Here is a 19985-nt window from a genome sequence, read left to right as displayed (position 1 = left end):
AATGACCACGACAACAACACAACATTCTACATCTAGCAATAAGCTAATTCTCTCCGCACTTTTTCAACGGTTATATGGTATTGAAGCCATTGATAAATTTGTTGCAGAAGAGTTTGCCAACCTGCCTGAACTTAACGCTGATGAGGTTGAGCTTTGGGGCGCATTACTGGTTACGTTGTCTTTCATGCAGCGAAATGGGCACAGTTGCCTAAGCTTGGCGGAACTTGCAGATAAGCGCATGTTCGATGAGCCAGAAGCGACGGTCGATAATGCACAGCAACAAAAATTAAATGCCACAGATGATGCTATAGAAGAGGAAAGCCAGGAGCGTTTAAAAGGCTTTGTATTTCCTTCACTTACGCCGCTTATTAAATGCGTAAAAAACGCCCTTGAAAACCAAACGGTTGCGCAATTGTTTGTTTATCAAGTTGGGCGCTTGTACAGCCGTCGTTATTTCGATTTTGAACGTGAAGTGGCTTCAAGAATTGTGCAACGAACGGCCCTTGAGGTGTTAGATGAAACAGCCTCGACGCGCGTAAAAGCGCTATGGCCGCAGATGTTTCCTACATCTGAAGTACTTCAACAAGATTGGCAGCAGGTGGCAGTTGCAAAAAGCATTGTACAGCGTTTCAGTGTAATAAATGGTGGTCCGGGAACGGGTAAAACCTATACCGTTTTACGTTTGTTGCTTGCGCTTCAAGCTGTTGATGAAAACATAAACATTGTACTGGCAGCGCCCACGGGCAAAGCGCAGCAACGTATGACCGAATCAATAGTTAGCAACATTGAAGGGCTTCGTGGCTTGGTACCTGAAGAGACACTACAAAAAGTACCCACAGATGCCGTTACGATTCACCGCTTGCTAGGACTTCGTGAGCATACGGTAGCAACCAACTTTGGCACAAGTAACACGTTAAACCTTGATGTGTTAATCGTAGATGAAGCCAGTATGGTGGATTTGGCGCTTATGGCGCGCATAATGCGGGCGTTACCTGAGCATGCGCGTTTATATTTTATTGGCGATGCAGATCAATTACCCGCAGTAGAGCTTGGTAACGTGCTTGAGCAACTTGTTGAAGGCAATGTGACATCGAAGTTAGAACTAGTAGGAAGCGACGACAGTGATCAGCTAAAAGGGAAAGCGCTGAGCGAGACAGAGTTAAGCGGCGCAGAGCTTATGGGGGCGGTAACAACAGATATGCGCCAGCACATAGTGTCCCTTTGCCCTCATTTGCCTTTATTGCCTGTTAATGAGAATGCCAAAACATGGGTGTCTACTCTACAAGCTCCTCAGCGTTTCAAAGGTCAAGTAGCAGAGGTGGCCACCGCTATACAGCGGGGTGATGCGCTAAAGGCATTATCTTCACTCACACCAAAAAACGTATTAAGCAATAAAGCACAGCTATTGTTAACAGAAGGCGTTCATTTAATGCCCGAGGGTGTTAACAACACAGAACTACTAAAGCAATTAGCCAAAGAAAGCTTTACAGATCTTTTTGCACCACCGCCAAAAGAAAACGGTCTGCCGTTTGGGCCAGCAGACGCACTTGCCTTGTTAAACGCCGTTCGCTGGCTTACGCCAATGCGCAAGGGGCCTATGGGGGTTGAAGGCTTAAATGCATTAGTATTTGATGCGATTAAGCACAAGATAAAGCGAAGAGAAGGGCAGTTTTATCAAGGCCAGCCCATCATGATAGTTAAAAATCACCACCCACAGCGACTGTCTAATGGTGAGGTTGGCGTAATTTGGCCAGATAAAAGCGGAAAGTTACAAGCGTGGTTTGAAGCACCAGAAAGTGGTGTAGAAAATGGGGTTGAACGTGGCGTGCGTCATATTTCTTTGTCGCGTTTGCCACAGTTTGAAACTGTGTTTGCTATGACCATCCACAAATCACAAGGCTCAGAGTTTAAGCATGTGGTGCTAATTCTGTCTGATGCACCCAGTGATAAAGCAGCTAACTTGTTACATCGAGGCTTGGTGTACACCGGATTAACGCGTGCTAAGAAAGGGTGTTTAATCTTATCCAAGCAGCACACATTAACCACTATGATTGAGAAAGTAGATAAGCGTTTTTCAGGCCTTTCTCAAGCCATAAATGTGCTAGAAGCCAATAGGCAGCGCTAATACAACGTGGAGTAAATCCAAAAGAGTGAAAGGCACAAAGAGTGCGGTGCCAAGGCTAAAGTGGACAGAATAAAAACACACCGTGTTTGTGAATAGACTCTAGTTCGCGTCCCATAAGGTAAATACGGGCTGGAAGCGTCGTACGCAGAACGCCGCTGTCTGCACGTAAGAATTGGGAGGGTAAAAGCACTGACCCCTTCTCGCGTTGATTCAAGTGCGCAGCCTGTAACTCGCTTGCAGCTTTATGTTCATTCGATGACTGCAGGTGGTGCTCTGTTTCATGCTGAACCCCATATTCCACGTTGAAGTGAGACAAGCCAGCGTGGTCTACCCATCCAATGATGTTATGTGGACGAACGATAAAGCTCGCAAATTCAAACATGCTACTGTGCAGCGTAAGGTTAGCACCGAACACTGGCTTCGTTTCTATAGCAACCTGCGTTGTGGGTTTAACACCAAGTTTGTAAAGGCTGTAAGCCTCCGCCTTAATGCTGGTATTTGCATCGGTATCACCAATAATAGAAAGCATGCGCTTAGCCTTGTGCAAGGGGAGTAATGTGATTGTGGTTGAACATCGAATAGCATGCGTTGATGTGGATCAAAATTGCTTGTTGTAGTGTCAAGGTTGCGTTTAATATCGGCGCGAAAATGCGATTCTGGCTAAGTTCGCCCACAAGACGTAGACATTTCAATCTAACTATGGGGGCTGCTACCGCTGCTGCGCTTTTACTCATTTTATAATAGTTATTGGTGTGGGGTTGCTTTGATATGAGACGTGAAGAAAAGGCCAACACATGAAATAATAAGCGCAATTCAACGCAGTGGGATTTTTAGCTAGTGACAAAAGCAACGCAGACTGTGTCGGTAAGCTTCCGCTTATTAAAATTAGATATGATGCAAGCCTACACCTTCAAAAAAGAAATCAACGGCGCTTCTTTTTATAAGTTAGATGATGAAAACATTTTTGTGGGTACCGTGCCGCTAAGTGACGACTTGTTTGATGAGCTAAACGATTTTGTTATTCGCCAACAAGTTCAATATGACGATTGTGATATTTACGTTGAAAGTCCGGCATGCGCTGTTAGCAATGGAATAGACGTGCCACGAGTAGTGAACAGAATGTTGAAGTACATAGACTGCAAGCTAAGCTATGGCATCGTTAGCCATCAGGGCTGATGTTGGTAACAGTGAGGTAATTCAATCACAATGAATAAAGTTCATCCCAAAAAGTTGCTCCAAAGCAAATGGACGGCAGTTAGCCCACTTAATAAAGAAAAGCATTTTATGGTAACGTCGGTAGAATTTGACGACGATAACAACATGATTGACTGTGTTGTTGAAGCGGTAATGTCGAAGAACGAATATCATATAGCATGGCGAGACTTAAACAACATTTCGCAGTGGCGTCAGGGTTGGAAGTAGGGCAATACATTGCGGTATAGTTTCAAAAGATTGGATACACCAGTACTAATTCCAACACCAACTTAAATGGGAATACAAAGCATGGAAGTGAAGTACATAGAGCAACAGCACATTTGCGGTTTTTCTACGATAACAAATAATGTAGCTGAAATGACGCCGGGCAAAGGAAAGATCCCAGCGCTATGGGAAAAGTTTGATAGTACTATTTTCGTTGATTACCAAGGTGGGGAACGCGTTTACGGTGTTTATTCAGACTACGAGTCGGACCATACTGGTAACTTCAAGGTACTGGCTGGCTTCGATGGTAATCTTGATGATAAAACGTTATCTGAAGATGTAATTGTAGAAACCGTAACTATACCAAGCGGGAAATATTTAGTGTTTAGCCACAAAGGCGAAATGCCACAAATAGCCATAGATGCATGGACATCAGTTTGGCAGTACTTCACTGAAGGCAAACCTGAATACACGCGTACCTTCGGTGTAGACTTTGAACACTACCCAAACGCAAATCAAATTGATGTACATATATCAATTAAATAATTAAGCCTAATTCCAGCGTTAAATTATATTGTCGTTAGCCAACGTAAGAACGCTTTCTTATCAGAAAGGGTTTGAAAATGAATGTTTTTAAGCTGACAACTATCTTTAAACACAACATTCAGTTTGTTCGCAGATATAGCGGTGATGGGGGGACGAGCGTTTATGCTGTCACCGTTATAATGATAAATCATGATTTTTAGTCTTATTGTAGATTGGTACGTTTATTAGAATTGTCTTACAGAGTGTTGTTTAGCGTAGATATTTTTAGGGGAGTGGTGAGCTGAAATAAAAAAGGCCAGCTAGCACTAGCCTTTTAAAAAGAACGTTAATTAAACTGCAACAACGTTTGCTGCTTGTGGTCCTTTTTGACCTTGTTCAATAACAAACGACACTTGCTGCCCTTCAGCAAGTGATTTGTAACCTTCAGAAGCAATTGAGCGAAAATGAACGAAAACATCTTTGCCACCTTCAGTAGGTGTTAAAAAACCAAAACCTTTCTCTTCATTGAACCACTTCACTACACCAGTAACTGTGTTAGACATATTTGAAACCTTTTATTAATTAAAAAAACAGTATCGGTATTGAACCGAAAGAACTCTAGATAAACCACGTAAAACATTAACCAATAGAGCAAATGGATATACAAGTTCGACCTAAATTAATAAAAGAAGAAAAAGAAGTACAAAATGCAGTAGTAGATAAAGCTTTAAATTTCTAAAGCAGGTGCACAGTACGCTATAAAAGTAAGTTTGTATATAAATATATTTTTGATGATGTATAAAAGAGGTTATTTCATAATATTGATATAGTTTTTCACTTCTTATGATTTAACTCTGATCAATTCATTACAAGTTAACTTATAAATTACACAATATTTTTCTGTCCCTTTAGGAAACAATATGAAAAAAAAACAAGGTATCTTGTTATCCGTTGCGTTGCTTCTAGCGAGCTGCATGTCGCTGGTATTTGCTAAAACAGAGTTTCAAAAGCTTCCAGAAGGTAATTATCAGGTAGATTTAACCCACGCCAGTATTGTTTGGAAAGTAAGCCACCTTGGGCTTTCAAATTATGTGGCACGGTTTGCAAAGTTTGAAGCAAGCATAAACTATAACCCTGAAGACATCGAAGCTTCTACCGTCACTGCCTCTATCGACCCAATGTCGATACAAACCGCGTTCCCCAACCCTGAAGAAAAAGACTTCAACAATACATTAGCTACCGATAGTGGTTGGTTTAATGCGGGTGAATTCGCTAGCATCGACTTCGTTTCTACAAGCATTAAAATGAACACCGAAACTACAGCAACAATGAAAGGCAACCTTACATTTTTAGGTATTACCAAACCTGTAACATTGGTCGTTACGTTAAATGGAGCAATGGCTCGACAGCCTTTTTCAGGAAAGCCAACCATGGGTTTCTCAGCGACTACCACCATTGATAGAACGGCGTGGGGAATGGATAAATATGCGCCCATGATAGGCACCGATGTTGAAGTAATGATTGAAGGCGAGTTTTTCAAAACCGATGAATAAGCCTGCTCGCTACCATTCTCTTGCCATTGTGCTTCATTGGGCAATGGCCCTAGGCGTTGCCTTTATGATTGGCTCTGGCTTGTATATGGTAAATGGTGACCTGCCAAAAGCACAGCAATTCGACCTTTACCAAATTCACAAAGCGTCTGGCGTGGTGATATTGTGGGCAATGGCATTGCGATTAGTGCTACGGTTTATGTTACCTCGCCCCGCACTTCCTAGTTCAATCCCGCCTACTCAAAGGCGCAAAGCGGCCATGGGCCATGTTGCACTTTATTGCCTGCTGTTCATTATTCCTATTGCCGGCTGGGTAATGGTTTCGGCAAGTCCTTTCGGGTTGCCAACGTTTGTGTTTTTTGACTGGCTTAAGTGGCCGCATATACCGGGAATTGCTAGAAATAAAACGGTTGCAGGTATAGCGAATGCCGTGCATTGGTATGGTGTGTTGACGCTTGTAGCGCTTTTATGTGCGCATATTGGGGCGGTTGTTTTACATAAGATTAAGCACAGTGAAAACTTACTAAAAAGAATGTGGTGGTAAATAAATGCGAATTTTAACAATGCTAATGTGTTGTATTCTCTCATACAGCGCGCTTGCCGAGACAATAAAAATCAATTCTAAAAATGCGAGCTTACAGTTTTCTGGCGAGCATGCGGGTAGGGCATTTACTGGTAAATTTAATGAATGGCAGGCCACGCTGATGTTGCCTCCAGAAACTGAACCGCGAATAGAAGCGCAGTTTTCATTAGCATCTGCTGAAACTGGCAATGCAATGTACGATGAAACCTTGGTTGAAGACGACTGGTTCAATGTCAAAAACACACCAACGGCGAAGTTTGTTGCATCAGACATCGCTAAAACTGACAGCGGCTACATGGTAAAAGGCGAGCTTTCTTTACGTGGTATTTCACACCTAGTGACTTTTGCGTTAACACGAAACCAAACAGGCCTAAGCGCAGAATTTGACATAGACCGCCTGGCCTTTGGAATAGGCAAAGAGTCTGATCCTGACGCAGAGTGGGTGAGTCGAGAGATTGGGTTAAGGTTAACTATTCCAAATTAGGATTTTTATGAGTAAGTAAAAAACCTTGATGGTGATGACGTTATCTGTAACTATCGAATGGGACGCAAAGACCTTCAAAATAACAAGGAGTTACCATGGCATCACAATTCAAGGATTTTATCAGTGGTTTTAAGAAAATAGGCACCTATACCACGGTCGCTGTTGTGCTGCTTTTAGGCGCTAGTCATTTTCATACTGTTGCTGCTCCTACGCAGAATGAAGAAGCTAACGAAGTATCCGTTATTAAAAGAGCAATGCCCAAGTACCCTCAATACGCGGTAAAAAACGGCTTAGAGGGCGCTGTTTTAGTAAGCTTTAGTATAGAAAAAGACGGCAATGTGTCAGACATTCAAGTTGAAGCGTCTGACAAAGATGGGCTGTTTGATGCAAGTGCAATACTTGCAGTGCAAAGATGGGTTTTTACCAAACCTAGCAAAAAAATCAGAAACAATTACGTATCGCTAGAGTTTGCCCTTACTGATAACCCTGATACTACGTTCTTTAGTAATGTTGAAATAATTCAAATCAAAGGTAGCTGATGTAGGTTTGGTTCAAAATTTCATACGACGCGGATAGAAGTCTTATCGGCATCTTTGTTCAAGCAAGGAGCGGTCGTTCACAAGTGTTGATTTTAGTGAATATACCCGACCCCTATGTGCCAGAAGCTCCCGTTCAATTATTTGTGATTAAACGACAGAGGGGGTACTAGAGCAGCCCTTCAATTAAAAGCAGTGAAACTCCAGCAATTCGCTTGAAGCAGTCTACAATACTACCAACCCTATAGGCGAGAAACTCAGATTAGTTATGAGTTTATACAAATTGAAGTGTTTTTCTCAGCCCCCGCCCGTTTTCCCAAAAACTAGCTTCTTATGTCGTCTGCTGAATCAAAGCTGCAGCATGTTTAATGGCTTTTCGAATTCTATGATAGGTACCACAGCGGCAGATATTGTCGCTCATAGCTTCATCAATGTCACGATCGTTGGGATTGGGATTAGACTCCAATAGTTTGACGGCGGTTAAAATTTGTCCCGCCTGACAAAACCCACACTGAGCGACATCTTCGTTTATCCATGCTTCTTGCACCGGATGCAGAATATCATCGACCGCAAGCCCTTCAATAGTGGTTAGCGATGCACCTTCCACTTCTTCCATCGGAACAATGCATGGGCGAACTAGCTCACCGTCTTTAAAGATAGTGCAAGCGCCACACACGCCAACACCGCAACCATATTTTGGGCCAGTAATACCAAGTCGATCACGCAAGAGATACAGAAGCTCATCATCGTTTTCAGCGTCGATAGAGACCGGGTTATTGTTAACATTAAATGTAATTTGTGGCATGAATTAACCCTCTGGATAGAAGTCACGAAGTGGAAAACGACGTGGTGCAATACCCGTCGCCCTGGCAAATGCGTTGGCTATCGCCGCTGCCGCCGCAGGCACTACCAACTCGCCTGCACCTCCCGGTGTTTCTCCGTTAGGCGGCATAAAGTGCACTTCAATTTTTGGTGGCGTGTTGCGCATTCGAGCAATCTCAAAATCGCCATAACTGCTCTCGCGTATTGCGCCATTGTCGAGGTGTAAACTAGTGCGAATCATGTAGGTAATGGCATCGGTTGCCGCACCGATAACTTGCGCCTCTAGGCCGGTTGGATTCAATACTCGGTTCACATCCAGCGCAACAACAATCTTAGTGACTTTACATTCTTTCTCCGGATTTTTGAACGTTTGTAATTCAACAAGCACTGCGGCTCGAGACTTATACTCTTTATGTAACCCGAGGCCCTGGGCACGTCCTTTTTTCATTCTCCTTCCCCACTTGCCCTCTCGAGAAACTTTCCGCAGGACAGCTTTGGAGCGCTCATCATCCAGCATTTGTAATCTGAACTGGCATTCGTCCTCGTTCATTGCGCGTGCCAATTCGTCAACAACTATCTCGTTTGCAACGGCAGCTGTGCCGGAGTAGATGCCGCGCCAAGAGGAGGTTGGCACAACGAATTTTTTTTCGTTTAGCAGTAAGGAAGTTACACCAAACTTATATTGCACTAGTTGCGTTGAGTGCCAGACTGTCTGGCTGAAAGCAGCGGGAGCTAATTCTCCTCCCAATGCAGTAATACCGTCGCCAAAGCCATGTTCGAGATCCAATTCAGCGGTCGCAGCGCGATGGTCAAACGACAACACTTTTTTGCCTATTAAAAAACCTCTAGTGTAAGTCGCTTTTACGTTGTGCAAGCTGAGCGGTCGTGCGCGGCCAAACTTTGTATCGTCCTGTCGGGTAAACATAAGTTTGATGGGGCGGTTTACAATTTGTGAAATACGCGCGCCTTCAACTGCTGCATCAAAAAATAAGCGACGGCCAAATGAGCCGCCGCTCTGAATTACATTCACCTCAACGTCAGTGGGTAAGACTCCAAGTTCACGCGCAATTTTGGCTTGTGCTGCAAGTGGCGTCTTGGCGCCAGTCCATACCCTGATCTTTGAGCCGGTTGCATCGGCAACTGCTGTCATGGTTTCCATAGGGGCATGTGCCAAATAAGGAAAGATGAACTCGCCGCCAACCGAATCGGTAGCCAGAGGAATATTAGGTAAGGTTGGCAGGTTTATCGCACGTAACTGCTCAATGACCTCGGCATCAGACAGGTGTTCGGCAGCACCCACACTCCATGAAATTTTAAGTGCATCACGTGCCCGAAAAGCTTCGCCAAAGGAACGCGCAACAACTGCCACGCCAGAGGAATTTGCATCAACATCCAATGGAACTTCCTTGATGGCAAGGACACCGGGCAGGCCTATTGCCTCAGAATCGTCAAACGTGACCACGCAACCACCTAAGCTGGGTGGCCTAGCGACCACAGTGGGCATCGCGTCTGGTATGTCGAGATCCATCGCGAAATCTAGTTTGCCGGTAACAATATCGCGCGCGTCAGCCCGCTTTTGCGGCGTACCGATAATTTTGTATTGAGACGGGTCTTTAGGCTTTGCCAGTCGAGCTGCATCGTTGCGTCCCTCAACACCTGCGGTGAGCTCAGAGTAAGCAATGCGATTGCCATTGTTATCAATTGCAAAGCCAAGTTCTGTACTAATTTCGTTCACAGAAATCCCGAAATGCACTGCGGCTGACAATTTTATCTTATGTAACAGCGCTGCCGCGACCTTGCGTAACGGATCCCAAAGAGAGGTTACGGCGTGAGACCCCCCTGTAATTTGACCAGTCGCTCGTCTGATTTCTGCCGGAGATAAAGTCGCATCAATTGAGGACATTTCAACGTCCAGCTCTTCGGCAAGAATCATCATTGCTGCAGTTAATATACCTTGCCCTACCTCCATTCTTGGAAGCTCAAAACGGACACGGTTATCACTCGTTATCTTAATTAAATAATCGTAGTAGAAAGGGTCACCGGAGATAAGCAACAGATCTGTTAAATCCAGTTCATCTGCAAGTTCCGGTATTCCTAACAACCGGGCGTTGGCATCCTGAGGACGTATAGCTCCGCTAGTTATATGTAACGCAACAGCAAAACTCGACCCCTTAAGCATGTAACCAATAAACTTTCTTCGTCCGGTGTTTTCTAACTCGACAATGTGTTCGTCATCACTACCGGATTGATCATGTTTTTGTGAGGAGGTTTTCGCCTCTATTTGTTCTGCATGGTTGCTTTTTGTCATAAATTCTCCGTTTCAGGTCAAGACCTTCAATCGTTAACTTAAGCTTAAGAAAAGTCGTTTATTTGGCGTAGAAATTTGCAGCTTGCTACATAAATGTTAATGAGATGCTAACATTGCGTACACTTTATTAAGCGTTAATAATAATTAATGCTAAAGTAGGGGGATCCCCTTATTGTAATAGCGACTTTACTCGCTGCGAACGCGATTTTCTTGAGTAAAAGGGCAGAAGCTCAACACGGCCCGTGCTGGCTAATGGATAACTATCCGCCAGGGCATTGCTGGCTGCCATCAACGTGCCATCGCTGATTAAGGACGGAGCATAAGAAGCATTAACGCCATACTAGGCACAATGGCAGCCGTATTTGATTCTGGTATGTTTTCCTGATGGGTGTTTTGAAAAATATGAAATGAGTTGTCGCCAAAATAATTCAGTGAACTGAACTGTGATACTAAAATTCTAAATGAGATTTGTGGAAGTTCTTGCCTCAACATATTGTATGTTCAAGCTCTCGCATGTTTTGCAACTTATGCATCAAAGTCAAAATCTCGTTGGATGGTGTAGTCGTCAAATACTGAGGTTTGTGCAGGTTCGAAAATCTGCTGGGCTCGACAAGTATTGGCGGTAATCGGAGAGTCTAATTTGTCTAAATGCATTATTAATTTGTTGATGTCCGCTTGATTGAACGGTCATCAGCAGTAATACAAGGAACTATGGTCTCAAAGCACTTATTATCATTTTTTACGTTTTGATGAATGTTTTCCATATAGAGATCTGAGACCAGGACCGAAGTTCAAGGAAATTTTCTGAATATCCGCTCCTTGTCTGAATCTGACCAGCGAAGAAGATATTCCAATGTCCGATTCACGCTCGCCACAGCCAGTCACACATCCCATCTCTTTCATTGATGACAGCTAATACGGTTGTTGCTACGCCATATTATCAATATGCTTTAAGATGCTGCCGAACGCACGAGCACCGTGCTTTTGAATTTGTTTGTCGAAGTACAAGCTTCCTAACAAAAAGATGGTGATATGCCCTTGTGAGCGCCACGTAACGTGGGTTTTTCCATCGCGTTCTTCCAAGGTTATTTCGCCTAGACGGTGGTCGTAGGGAAGGGGCTTTGACTTTATTACTCTATAACCCAGTTTATACGGTGGTTCGTAAGCAACAATTTCTTCATGCAGATTAGCGCCGCCAGCAATGATCTCACGCACAGCGCCTAAACCGTTTTTCTCAGTGTTACCTTCCAATAATAGGTTAGATTCATCCACACCTTTAAACTGTGAATAATTAGCATGGTCGCTAAGTGCCGCAAACACCTCTTGAATGGGTTTGTTTATGGCTCTTTCTACATGAATTGAAAACATACGTAATCCTACTTCGTGTTACGATTTTCGTGCGCTGTAAATAATGAATAGGCACGGCCTGTTTCCTTTTGCAAAGTTAAAGCCGCGCCGTCATGAAGCCTACTTATTTTTCTATAGTAAATGTAAGGCCGGCGTGTTTTTCTAGTCGGGTAATTAAACTTTCGCCTAGTGCTGCAGCAGGTGTATAGAAACCGCCTTTAAGGGATACGTCTTTACACAAACAGAGTGCCGACTCCGCAATCATTTTACTGGTAGAGCCGTATCCTGGGTCTTTATCGCCTTTTACCGACACCGCTAGCATATCGCCGTTTGATGCAGTGCCTGTGAATACAACATCGTAAAAACCGTTCTCACGTTCTTCTTTGCTTGGGCCTTCGCCTGGCTTCGGGCCATCGTCACTGGCTAACGATTTATCTTGTGCAACGTGTTTAGCCATGGCTTCACCCTTTTCGCCAGGGCCTGTCATCATCATTTCATCGTACTGAAAGCTTTTGCCATAAGCATAGCCAGACAGATAATTTGAGCGGTGCACGTTTTTCGTATTAATTGCAGCCATGATGAATGGCGCAACCCATGTACCAAGTGCTTCATCGAAGTAAGGTTTATTGCCGTCTGGCTGCGCTTGTATTACCTCGTTACCTGCCAAGGAAAACGGGTTGATAAGCGCCGCCATAATAGCCTTATCTTTATGTGCGGCAGCCATAGTGGCTTTTAATGATGCTGCCGTACCGCCAGAAAAAGTACCCTGCATCTTTCTTACGCGGCCTTTTACGTATTCAATAACGGCGCCGGTTTCTTTCGTTGCGTGCTGCTGAAGGAAATGTACACCTAAATCGAATGGTACCGAGTCAAAACCGCACGAGAACACAATGTTTGCACCGGTTTCTTTGGCTTTTGCTTCGTACTTATTAATCATTTGGTGCATCCAAGCAGGCTCACCACATAAATCGGTGTAGCCTGTGCCATTATCTACGCACGCTGAGAGCAGTTTTTCACCATAAATTTGATAGGGCCCAACGGTAGTCAGCACAACTTGAGTGCGTTTGGTAAGTGCTTGTAGCGCGTCTTCATTATCGCCATCAGCTACAATACTTTGCACGCTATCTGGAATACCAAGTTCTTGTTTAACGTCGTTTAGCTTTGATTCGTTTCTACCTGCAACAGCCCACTTTACACTACTGTCGTTTCCGTACTGGGCTTGAAAGTATTCGGCAACAAGCTTTCCTGTGAAGCCTGTTGCGCCGAAAATCACAACATCAAATTCACGTTCACTACTCATAATTTCGTCCTATCTGTGTGGTGTATAAGCCAAATATACGCATGAACACGGCGATGTATCATTTTTTTCGATAATATTTGTATATTCACAAAATTGTTGTTTTGGGTTTTTATCTATCACGGCTATTTATTGCATGACTGTATTGCGTAAAACATTGGATATCTTCGTGCCTTATAGATTTAGCGACGTTGTAGATTTACGCCACTTCTAGAAGATAAAAAACTACTTATCGAATCTGTGTTTTGTGATAAGGCAAAAAGAGGTAAGGTTAGACATTGCTTCAGGAAATAAATACACGTATAAGCACACTCACAATCGAAACACTGATTGAATAACCATAAGCGTTAGAGGGAATCGTAAATGCACAAATTGTTTGGCTTTTTTGTTCAAAATAGCAAAAAGAGAAGGGCGTTAAAGGTAAGTATTATAACCTTATTGGTATTAGGTGTGTCTCCGGTGTGGGCTGCATTGCCTACCATTGCTGAATTTACACAAAATATGCAGCTGAAACAGGGCTTAATTCCTATCTATTACGATGAGTCGGCAGACAAAGTGTACTTGGCCGTGCCACAACAAGCCTCACAATTCTTATTTCAAAGCAGTATGCCTTCCGGCGTGGGGTCGAATGACATTGGCTTGGATAGAGGTCAATTAGGACGAACGCGCTTAGTGAGCTTCGAGCAATTTGGTAACAAGCTTTTGCTTAAACAGCATAATACCGAGTACCGCGCGAGCATGGGAAGTGCGGCCGAGAAGCAAAGTATTGATGAAGCGTTTGCCGATTCGGTAATTGCAGGGTTTACCATTGTTGCAGCGAACGACAGTACTAACTTGGTGGATTATACGGCATTTTTGCTTAGTGATATTCACGGCATTGGCAACCGAATGAACAGGGCAAAGCAAGGGAACTACAGCATAGATAAATCGCGCAGTGGCGTTTATCTCAAGCGTACAAAAGGGTTCGAAAAGAACACCGAGCTAGAAGCATTGGTTACGTTTGCTGGTAAAAAGCCGGGTAATTTTGTGCAGCAGGTAACGCCAGATGCTGAGAGCTTAACCGTGCATTTGCACCATTCTTTTGTGGCGCTGCCAGACGATAATTACACGCCTCGCGTTTATCACCCTTATTCAGGGTATTGGAAATTCAGCTATTTCGATTATTCAACGGCTATCACCGAGCCCACGGAGCAGCGTTTTATTACGCGCTATCGACTTCACAAAAAGTCACCTCATGCTGCGGTAAGCGAGGCAGTAGAGCCGATTGTTTATTATCTTGACCCCGGTATACCAGAGCCAGTGATGTCGTCACTTAAAGAAGGGGCTAGCTGGTGGAATCAAGCTTTTGAAGCAGCAGGTTACAAAGATGCGTTTCAAGTAAAAGTGCTGCCCGAGGGCGCAGACCCAATGGACGTGCGTTACAACGTTATTAATTGGGTTCACAGAGCTACGCGAGGTTGGTCTTATGGTTCATCGGTTGTCGACCCTCGTACAGGAGAAATTATTAAAGGTCACGTTACCTTAGGCTCTCTTCGTGTGCGCCAAGACTATTTAATTGCGTTGGGGTTAACCAGTCCGTTTAAAAATGGCAACACCGATACCAGCCTACAGCAAGAAATGGCGCTTGATCGCATTAAGCAATTATCTGCACATGAAGTAGGGCATACGTTAGGTATTGCACACAACTTTGCGGCCAGCGAAAACGACAGAGCTTCGGTAATGGATTACCCACATCCTAGAATTACGCTTAAAGACGGTAAGGTGTCGCTTGAGGGGGCTTACGACAAAGGCATTGGCGCATGGGATAAGCATGCTGTTGCATACGGTTACTCTGACTTTGCCAGCGATGTAGAAGAGGCCGAAGCGCTAGCAAAAATTATTGTGAAAGGGCGAAACGATGGATTAAGTTTTAAATCTGACCCCGATACACGAAGTGCTAAGCATGCCTCTGCCAATGGCCACATGTGGGAAAATGGCAGTAACCCGCTTGATGCTTTCGATGAAATTTCTCATATAAGGCAAGTGGCACTAGATAACCTTGGACTTGATACTCTGCCCCCTAATAGCACACTATCGTCGTTAGAAAATGCGTTGGTACCCATTTATCTGTTACACCGTTATCAACTAGAAGCAGTAGCAAAGCAGGTTGGTGGCTTGAAGTACGATTATGAACGAAAGGGCAACTACACCAAAGCGCAGGGGCAAGTATTCGTAGCTCCCGCAATTCAAGAGCGCGCAATGCAGCAGTTGATAAGAGCAACTACGTCTGATTACTTATCTATGCCTCAAAACGTGCTAGCACTCATACCACCCACAGCCTATGGCGACGATATTACCCGTGAACACTTCAAAGGTAAGATGGGCCTAATGCTAGACCCGGTTTCAGCTGCAGCTTCGGCATCGAATTTTGCGTTTGAGCTGCTTCTGCACCCCGAAAGGTTGAATCGTCTTGAGTGGCAAGCAACAAGCAGTAAAGACAGACGAAGAAAAGTAGATGTAGCGTTGCTGCTTAAACAAATACTAAATGTACATTGGTATAGAAATGAAAATAGCAGCCCATTAAATGAGCGATTAAAGCTAGTGGCCCTTAACGCTGTAATGCGTGCAGTAACGTCTGACATGCTCGCGCCTGAGGCAAAGCTGGCAGCGCAGGAAACCTTGCTGGAATTTACGCAGTGGTTAGAAGATGAAGCTGACAATAATCGTTTTACGGTAATTCACAAACACTTTACGCGTTATTGGGAAACAGGTGAATGGCCAGCAATGTTCGACGTTGAACCACTTCCCCCAGGCTCACCTATTTAACTTACGGTTCGAACTTATTGAACCAGCTCAAAAAAAAGCGCTTATCCTAGCGCTTTTTTTATGGAACGGAATTTATCTTTACTAGCGAGGCTTGAGCAAGGCGCTTTGTATTATTTAGGCGTTGGTACCAGTCGTTGAAAACAAGGTCGATATGCTTGACGGTAATGGTACCAAAGTTGTGATTGCGGTAGCGTTCAAGGTAGTTAAGTAACAATTCGCTTTCGCTAGCTTTTGTATTAGAGCTAGTATTTAGCGGCGAACAGAAACGCACGGCCGTGCAGTGCACTGTTTTTAGCGTGTAACGAGCGTCTATGCTGCTGCTAAGTGTCGATGATTTGAAAGCGTTTCGTAGCCTCTGTCGCAGTAGCGCTAATGTATCGTTTTCTTCGTTTTTTCCGCTCTTTCCATGGTCAACAACACCCTGTATTACTACACAATCTGGTGTTGCGGTTACACCCTCAAACGTAATGTTAAACTCAGGAAGCCCCGAAAGTGCTTCTTGAAAAAGTGCTGTATAGTCTGGGGTATGAATGTCGTCTAGCGTAAAGTCGTCTACACAAGAGATGATGGATAGCATGGTAAGGTGGAGTTCATTAGTAGGATAAAAGTATTGGTTCGGAATAACCTGCTGTAGTCCCATTAAAAACTCGCTAATTCGCGTTGCTACCTGTGTATCATTTTTTTCTATGTAGGCGAGGGCGGTTACACCTCGTCGCGTGTCGGCGTTACTATGAATATTGTGGTCAACGCTTACCCCCTCATTATGAAGAGCTTGGTTAAAACGCTGCCACATTTCCTCGTAAATACGATTTATATCGTTAATATCGACACCTTAATTTCTTTACAATAAAAGCGAACATCCGTGTAACGCTATGCTTCCCTTCTAAAGCTCAACGTAGTTGGTAAACACTTTGTAGAGCTGTGTTCCGCTTAGTACCGACGCCGACGGGAAATGCAAAATAGGAATTAAATCGCAGGGAGCAGTAAGTGTTCTGCTACCGTTGTCGGTATCTAAATCGTCAATATTTAAAATTTGCGCCATTGGCTCGCCTTTTAATACAGGGTGCCCAGGTTTCGCAATATATTCCACCATGCCGCCCCAATCAGTAAACATGGTTTTGTAGTCTTTAAGGTAAACGCCCAGTCTCGTCATTGCTCTCGGCGTGATGTCGCATTCATGAAGCACGTTCTTTGCGTTCAGATAGCTTAAAATGCTGGTGGCATCAATGTCGCCTTCGGCAAAATTAATCACTTCTTGGCTACCCATTTCTAGCGTAAATGCTTCCACGTCAAAGTTGATTTCGCGCTGCAAGTTCTGTTTTACATTTTCCTGAAGCGTCCACCAAGGGCAGAAAGTAGCTTCATCGAGTGCGCCAGCGAATACGTTTGGAATGAAGATACAATGCGGAATGTTAAACAACGTGGCGCTTTGCTTTGCGTATTCGGGAATATATACGTGGCGGGTGCTAACGGGCCCGTTATGTAAGTCCAGTACGTAGTCAGCGTTAACGGCAAGCTGCTGCAACTTTAAATTTAGCTGTTGCGCTAAACCTAAACCCCAAGGTTCTGCCAGTTTCTTATCAATAGCTGCCGAAAGGTGTGCGCGAAAGCGAGCCTTAATGGCTGCTACTGACTCTTCAGGTGTAACGGTTTTCGCAAATTGCTGCACGGCTTCTTTGTCGAAGAAATAGCCACGATTCCAATTTGTGCCGTTGACGGGGTCGAAGCGGCCAAGGGTGTATTCACCTGCTTTTATATTGGTACCAATGGGGTTGCAGTTAGGCACTAATATAATTTCGCCGCAAATATCCATTTGCTTTAAGCGCTGGATCAGATGGTATATCACCACGTTGCCCTGTACCTCAGCACCGTGGATAGAGCTTTGAATGTAAACGGTAGGGCCTGGGCGTGCACCTTTCATTCTATAAATTGGCACATTCATATTTCTGCCAGAGGCATTTTGTGCCACAACCATGTGTTTCTTTACTACTTCGGTTGTCATGTTTGTTTGTCTCTACTTTTCATCTTGCGTTGTTATTTGTTCACACATACCGTTCGCACACACTGAGCAATGCGTATTAGGAGGCAGTGCCCACTGCTGCCATTCATGAGTTAACCCGTCAAAGGTTAGCAGGGCATTTGTGGGAACGGTCGACATGCCCATAAGCAGCTGCATAGCTAATAAAGCCTGATAAGTGCCGACAATATTAACTACGGGTGAAAAAATGCCTGCCTCAACGCAGCTTAAATCTACGGAGGAAAATAAGGTGCGCAAACAGCCGTAACAGGCGGTTTGGCCAGGAATGGCTACAAACAGCTGCCCTTCAAAGCGAATTGCTGCACCAGATACCAATGGTCGATTATTGGCAAAACACAATTCATTAATGGTGTCGCGGCTTTCAAGGTTGTCAGTACAATCAAGCACTATGTCACAGTTTTTAATAACACTAGCAAGTGCTTCGTCGAATGCTGCGTTCACACAAGTGATGTGGCATTCGCTATTTATCTCGCTAAGCCTTTTTTTGGCGGCCTCTACTTTTGCTTCACCCACATCTCGTTCGCTGAACAAGGTTTGCCTTGGAAGATTTGTTACTTCAACCGTGTCAAAATCGACCAGCGTAATATTACCCACGCCACTTGCACACAAGCTTGTCGCCGCGGCTGTTCCCAAGCCTCCCACACCAATAATGCACACGCTAGCATTAAGCAGGGCTTCTTGGCCGTCTAGGTCAACTTTCTTAAGTACAACTTGACGGTTATAGCGCATGGCTTGCTCGGTTGTCAGGCTCTTGAACATAGGTTATGCCAACTTAATTGTTGAATTCATGGTGCACACCCTTATAAAGTGTTTACCAAGTATTTATTTTTGCTGGTACTTTATCAAAACCAGCCGAAATGTCGCAGATCAAATTAGGATTTTATATGTCTGTTGTTAGCCAGCCTCTAAATATTGCCGTGCTCACCATCTCTGATACACGCACGTTAGACAACGATAAATCGGGTGATTATTTAAAAGACGCCCTTACCTCAGCAGGACATGTGCTGTTTGACCGTGACTTGGTGAAAGACGATATATACCAACAGCGAGCGGTGGTGTCTAAGTGGATTGCCGATAAAAACATTCACGCGGTGCTAATTACAGGTGGTACGGGTTTCACACATCGTGACTCAACGCCAGAAGCCATTAGCGTATTATTCGATAAAGAAGTTGATGGGTTTGGTGAGCTATTTAGACAAATTAGTTACCAAGAAATTGGCACATCTACCATTCAGTCTCGCGCCATTGCCGGCTTTGCCAACAATACCGTTATTTTTTGTTTGCCCGGCTCAACAGGCGCATGCAAAACCGCTTGGGATAATATTATTTCAAGTCAGCTGGATGCCGATTTTCGACCGTGTAACTTTGTTAAACATTTGGTGGAGTCATGAGCACGTTTAGCCATTTAAATGCGGGTGGCGAAGCAAACATGGTTGACGTTAGCGACAAAGACGTTACCAAACGAGAAGCTACCGCAGAGGGTTATTTGTACGTTAATGACGACGTAATAACGCAAATTAGTGAAGCTAAAATTGCCAAAGGTGATGTGTTTGCCGTAGCGCGTGTTGCTGGCATTCAAGGTGCGAAGCGCTGTAGCGACCTTATTCCATTGTGCCATCCGCTGGCGCTGTCGAAAGTAGACGTGAATTTTGAAGTAGAACCAGAACAAAGCCGCGTTCGCGCTACCTGTTTTTGCAAACTAAGTGGAAAAACGGGCGTAGAAATGGAGGCGCTAACGGGGGTAAACGTAGCGCTATTAACGTTGTTTGATATGTGTAAGGCCATCGACCCCGCCATGCGTTTAGAGGGCATAAAAGTGCTAGAGAAAAAAGGCGGTAAAACAGGCCACTGGACAAGTCAGTAGCCTCTATTTCAACTTTGATAAAAGTGAAAAATATGCAGATTTCGGTGAAAACCTTCGCGCAAACCCGTGAAGTGTGTGAAGAGCCACAATTATCATTAACGCTTAATGAAGGCGCGAATGTTGCTGAAGCCATAGCGCTTTTAGGTAAACGCAGTGAAAAGTGGGCGTTAGCGCTTGATGCAAACGTGCTTACTGCCTGTAACCAGCAGCTTTGCGACCAAGATACCGTGCTGCGAAGTGGCGATGAACTTGCGCTTTTTCCACCGGTAACAGGGGGATAAG

At 44.3% G+C, this 19985-nt stretch carries 22 protein-coding genes; 12 read left to right on the top strand and 10 right to left on the bottom strand.

The window, feature by feature from the left end:
• The first annotated feature begins 1 nt into the window (after nt 1).
• Nucleotides 2–2125, top strand: coding sequence for an exodeoxyribonuclease V subunit alpha (gene recD, locus ACGHAV_RS13085; protein ID WP_390381420.1), 2124 nt, complete (start codon nt 2–4; stop codon nt 2123–2125).
• Nucleotides 2126–2180: 55 nt separating this feature from the next.
• On the opposite strand, the gene ACGHAV_RS13080 is transcribed toward recD, so the two are convergent.
• Nucleotides 2181–2654: a hypothetical protein gene (locus ACGHAV_RS13080; RefSeq protein WP_390381417.1), complete on the bottom strand. Its 474-nt coding sequence runs from the start codon at nt 2652–2654 to the stop codon at nt 2181–2183.
• Between the two features lie 308 nt (nt 2655–2962).
• Between ACGHAV_RS13080 and ACGHAV_RS13075 the strand changes: the two genes are divergently transcribed.
• The 3 genes from ACGHAV_RS13075 to ACGHAV_RS13065 all read left to right on the top strand — a co-directional run bounded on the left by ACGHAV_RS13075 (nt 2963) and on the right by ACGHAV_RS13065 (nt 4090).
• Nucleotides 2963–3301: a hypothetical protein gene (locus tag ACGHAV_RS13075; RefSeq protein WP_390381414.1), complete on the top strand. Its 339-nt coding sequence runs from the start codon at nt 2963–2965 to the stop codon at nt 3299–3301.
• A 30-nt stretch (nt 3302–3331) separates the two neighbouring features.
• Nucleotides 3332–3547 carry a TIGR02450 family Trp-rich protein gene (locus tag ACGHAV_RS13070; protein ID WP_390381411.1) on the top strand — a complete coding sequence of 72 codons (216 nt, stop codon included), beginning with the start codon at nt 3332–3334 and terminating at the stop codon, nt 3545–3547.
• 81 nt (nt 3548–3628) lie between these two features.
• The gene (locus ACGHAV_RS13065) at nt 3629–4090 is read left to right on the top strand and encodes a GyrI-like domain-containing protein (RefSeq protein ID WP_390381408.1); all 462 of its coding nucleotides are present in this window, start codon (nt 3629–3631) and stop codon (nt 4088–4090) included.
• Nucleotides 4091–4419: 329 nt separating this feature from the next.
• Here the strand turns inward: ACGHAV_RS13065 and ACGHAV_RS13060 are convergent, their stop codons facing one another.
• Complete coding sequence (locus tag ACGHAV_RS13060) at nt 4420–4632, bottom strand: cold-shock protein (RefSeq protein WP_390381405.1); 213 nt, start codon at nt 4630–4632, stop codon at nt 4420–4422.
• A 357-nt stretch (nt 4633–4989) separates the two neighbouring features.
• Here ACGHAV_RS13060 and ACGHAV_RS13055 point away from each other — a divergent pair, with 357 nt between their 5' ends.
• The 4 genes from ACGHAV_RS13055 (at nt 4990) to ACGHAV_RS13040 (ending at nt 7225) form a co-directional block, all read left to right on the top strand.
• On the top strand, nt 4990–5622 hold the full coding sequence (locus tag ACGHAV_RS13055; RefSeq protein ID WP_390381402.1) for a YceI family protein: 633 nt from the start codon (nt 4990–4992) through the stop codon (nt 5620–5622).
• Nucleotides 5615–6163, top strand: coding sequence for a cytochrome b (locus ACGHAV_RS13050; protein WP_390381399.1), 549 nt, complete (start codon nt 5615–5617; stop codon nt 6161–6163). The genes ACGHAV_RS13055 and ACGHAV_RS13050 overlap by 8 nt, the downstream gene beginning before the upstream one ends.
• A gap of 4 nt (nt 6164–6167) precedes the next feature.
• Nucleotides 6168–6686 (top strand): YceI family protein, encoded by a 519-nt coding sequence (locus tag ACGHAV_RS13045; RefSeq protein ID WP_390381396.1) that lies wholly within the window; start codon nt 6168–6170, stop codon nt 6684–6686.
• Nucleotides 6687–6781: 95 nt separating this feature from the next.
• Nucleotides 6782–7225 carry an energy transducer TonB gene (locus ACGHAV_RS13040; protein ID WP_390381393.1) on the top strand — a complete coding sequence of 148 codons (444 nt, stop codon included), beginning with the start codon at nt 6782–6784 and terminating at the stop codon, nt 7223–7225.
• A gap of 328 nt (nt 7226–7553) precedes the next feature.
• Here the strand turns inward: ACGHAV_RS13040 and ACGHAV_RS13035 are convergent, their stop codons facing one another.
• The 5 genes from ACGHAV_RS13035 to ACGHAV_RS13015 form a co-directional block, all read right to left on the bottom strand.
• Entirely contained in the window at nt 7554–8027 is a 474-nt protein-coding gene (locus tag ACGHAV_RS13035; RefSeq protein WP_039218518.1) for a (2Fe-2S)-binding protein, read from the bottom strand.
• 3 nt (nt 8028–8030) lie between these two features.
• The gene (locus ACGHAV_RS13030) at nt 8031–10352 is read right to left on the bottom strand and encodes a molybdopterin cofactor-binding domain-containing protein (protein ID WP_390381389.1); all 2322 of its coding nucleotides are present in this window, start codon (nt 10350–10352) and stop codon (nt 8031–8033) included.
• 525 nt (nt 10353–10877) lie between these two features.
• Nucleotides 10878–11006: a hypothetical protein gene (locus tag ACGHAV_RS13025; RefSeq protein ID WP_390381387.1), complete on the bottom strand. Its 129-nt coding sequence runs from the start codon at nt 11004–11006 to the stop codon at nt 10878–10880.
• Nucleotides 11007–11279: 273 nt separating this feature from the next.
• Complete coding sequence (locus ACGHAV_RS13020; protein WP_390381384.1) at nt 11280–11720, bottom strand: SRPBCC family protein; 441 nt, start codon at nt 11718–11720, stop codon at nt 11280–11282.
• A 103-nt stretch (nt 11721–11823) separates the two neighbouring features.
• A complete protein-coding gene (locus tag ACGHAV_RS13015; RefSeq protein WP_390381380.1) occupies nt 11824–12999 on the bottom strand; it encodes a saccharopine dehydrogenase family protein in 1176 nt (391 codons plus the stop codon).
• A gap of 360 nt (nt 13000–13359) precedes the next feature.
• On the opposite strand from ACGHAV_RS13015, the gene ACGHAV_RS13010 reads away from it, so the two are divergent.
• Nucleotides 13360–15801, top strand: coding sequence for a zinc-dependent metalloprotease (locus ACGHAV_RS13010; protein WP_390381377.1), 2442 nt, complete (start codon nt 13360–13362; stop codon nt 15799–15801).
• Between the two features lie 58 nt (nt 15802–15859).
• Here ACGHAV_RS13010 and ACGHAV_RS13005 read toward each other — a convergent pair whose 3' ends face one another.
• From ACGHAV_RS13005 to ACGHAV_RS12995, 3 genes are all read right to left on the bottom strand, one after another.
• On the bottom strand, nt 15860–16594 hold the full coding sequence (locus ACGHAV_RS13005; RefSeq protein ID WP_390381374.1) for a 2'-5' RNA ligase family protein: 735 nt from the start codon (nt 16592–16594) through the stop codon (nt 15860–15862).
• Between the two features lie 90 nt (nt 16595–16684).
• Nucleotides 16685–17803: a succinylglutamate desuccinylase/aspartoacylase family protein gene (locus ACGHAV_RS13000; RefSeq protein WP_390381371.1), complete on the bottom strand. Its 1119-nt coding sequence runs from the start codon at nt 17801–17803 to the stop codon at nt 16685–16687.
• Between the two features lie 12 nt (nt 17804–17815).
• Complete coding sequence (locus tag ACGHAV_RS12995; protein ID WP_390381368.1) at nt 17816–18598, bottom strand: HesA/MoeB/ThiF family protein; 783 nt, start codon at nt 18596–18598, stop codon at nt 17816–17818.
• 125 nt (nt 18599–18723) lie between these two features.
• Between ACGHAV_RS12995 and moaB the strand changes: the two genes are divergently transcribed.
• The 3 genes from moaB to ACGHAV_RS12980 are packed head-to-tail and all read left to right on the top strand — an operon-like array spanning nt 18724 to nt 19984.
• Nucleotides 18724–19230: a molybdenum cofactor biosynthesis protein B gene (gene moaB, locus ACGHAV_RS12990; RefSeq protein WP_390381365.1), complete on the top strand. Its 507-nt coding sequence runs from the start codon at nt 18724–18726 to the stop codon at nt 19228–19230.
• The gene (gene moaC / locus ACGHAV_RS12985) at nt 19227–19703 is read left to right on the top strand and encodes a cyclic pyranopterin monophosphate synthase MoaC (RefSeq protein WP_390381362.1); all 477 of its coding nucleotides are present in this window, start codon (nt 19227–19229) and stop codon (nt 19701–19703) included. Before moaB ends, moaC begins: the two co-directional genes overlap by 4 nt.
• Before the next feature lie 32 nt (nt 19704–19735).
• Nucleotides 19736–19984, top strand: coding sequence for a MoaD/ThiS family protein (locus ACGHAV_RS12980; RefSeq protein WP_390381360.1), 249 nt, complete (start codon nt 19736–19738; stop codon nt 19982–19984).
• Nucleotide 19985 lies beyond the last annotated feature (1 nt).

Source organism: Alteromonas sp. MTD1, from assembly GCF_042848195.1.
Lineage (GTDB): Bacteria > Pseudomonadota > Gammaproteobacteria > Enterobacterales > Alteromonadaceae > Alteromonas.
The sequence above is the reverse complement of the archived record's forward strand: the minus strand, read 5'-3'. Positions and strand labels throughout refer to the sequence as shown.

What these genes read in the sequence shown, in the direction of transcription:
- recD (WP_390381420.1), top strand. Translation starts at nt 2, where the DNA reads ATGACCACGACAACAACACAACATTCTACATCTAGCAATAAGCTAATT.
- ACGHAV_RS13080 (WP_390381417.1), bottom strand. Translation starts at nt 2,654, where the DNA reads ATGCTTTCTATTATTGGTGATACCGATGCAAATACCAGCATTAAGGCG.
- ACGHAV_RS13070 (WP_390381411.1), top strand. Translation starts at nt 3,332, where the DNA reads ATGAATAAAGTTCATCCCAAAAAGTTGCTCCAAAGCAAATGGACGGCA.
- ACGHAV_RS13065 (WP_390381408.1), top strand. Translation starts at nt 3,629, where the DNA reads ATGGAAGTGAAGTACATAGAGCAACAGCACATTTGCGGTTTTTCTACG.
- ACGHAV_RS13060 (WP_390381405.1), bottom strand. Translation starts at nt 4,632, where the DNA reads ATGTCTAACACAGTTACTGGTGTAGTGAAGTGGTTCAATGAAGAGAAA.
- ACGHAV_RS13055 (WP_390381402.1), top strand. Translation starts at nt 4,990, where the DNA reads ATGAAAAAAAAACAAGGTATCTTGTTATCCGTTGCGTTGCTTCTAGCG.
- ACGHAV_RS13050 (WP_390381399.1), top strand. Translation starts at nt 5,615, where the DNA reads ATGAATAAGCCTGCTCGCTACCATTCTCTTGCCATTGTGCTTCATTGG.
- ACGHAV_RS13045 (WP_390381396.1), top strand. Translation starts at nt 6,168, where the DNA reads ATGCGAATTTTAACAATGCTAATGTGTTGTATTCTCTCATACAGCGCG.
- ACGHAV_RS13040 (WP_390381393.1), top strand. Translation starts at nt 6,782, where the DNA reads ATGGCATCACAATTCAAGGATTTTATCAGTGGTTTTAAGAAAATAGGC.
- ACGHAV_RS13035 (WP_039218518.1), bottom strand. Translation starts at nt 8,027, where the DNA reads ATGCCACAAATTACATTTAATGTTAACAATAACCCGGTCTCTATCGAC.
- ACGHAV_RS13030 (WP_390381389.1), bottom strand. Translation starts at nt 10,352, where the DNA reads ATGACAAAAAGCAACCATGCAGAACAAATAGAGGCGAAAACCTCCTCA.
- ACGHAV_RS13025 (WP_390381387.1), bottom strand. Translation starts at nt 11,006, where the DNA reads ATGCATTTAGACAAATTAGACTCTCCGATTACCGCCAATACTTGTCGA.
- ACGHAV_RS13020 (WP_390381384.1), bottom strand. Translation starts at nt 11,720, where the DNA reads ATGTTTTCAATTCATGTAGAAAGAGCCATAAACAAACCCATTCAAGAG.
- ACGHAV_RS13015 (WP_390381380.1), bottom strand. Translation starts at nt 12,999, where the DNA reads ATGAGTAGTGAACGTGAATTTGATGTTGTGATTTTCGGCGCAACAGGC.
- ACGHAV_RS13010 (WP_390381377.1), top strand. Translation starts at nt 13,360, where the DNA reads ATGCACAAATTGTTTGGCTTTTTTGTTCAAAATAGCAAAAAGAGAAGG.
- ACGHAV_RS13005 (WP_390381374.1), bottom strand. Translation starts at nt 16,594, where the DNA reads ATGTGGCAGCGTTTTAACCAAGCTCTTCATAATGAGGGGGTAAGCGTT.
- ACGHAV_RS13000 (WP_390381371.1), bottom strand. Translation starts at nt 17,803, where the DNA reads ATGACAACCGAAGTAGTAAAGAAACACATGGTTGTGGCACAAAATGCC.
- ACGHAV_RS12995 (WP_390381368.1), bottom strand. Translation starts at nt 18,598, where the DNA reads ATGTTCAAGAGCCTGACAACCGAGCAAGCCATGCGCTATAACCGTCAA.
- moaB (WP_390381365.1), top strand. Translation starts at nt 18,724, where the DNA reads ATGTCTGTTGTTAGCCAGCCTCTAAATATTGCCGTGCTCACCATCTCT.
- moaC (WP_390381362.1), top strand. Translation starts at nt 19,227, where the DNA reads ATGAGCACGTTTAGCCATTTAAATGCGGGTGGCGAAGCAAACATGGTT.
- ACGHAV_RS12980 (WP_390381360.1), top strand. Translation starts at nt 19,736, where the DNA reads ATGCAGATTTCGGTGAAAACCTTCGCGCAAACCCGTGAAGTGTGTGAA.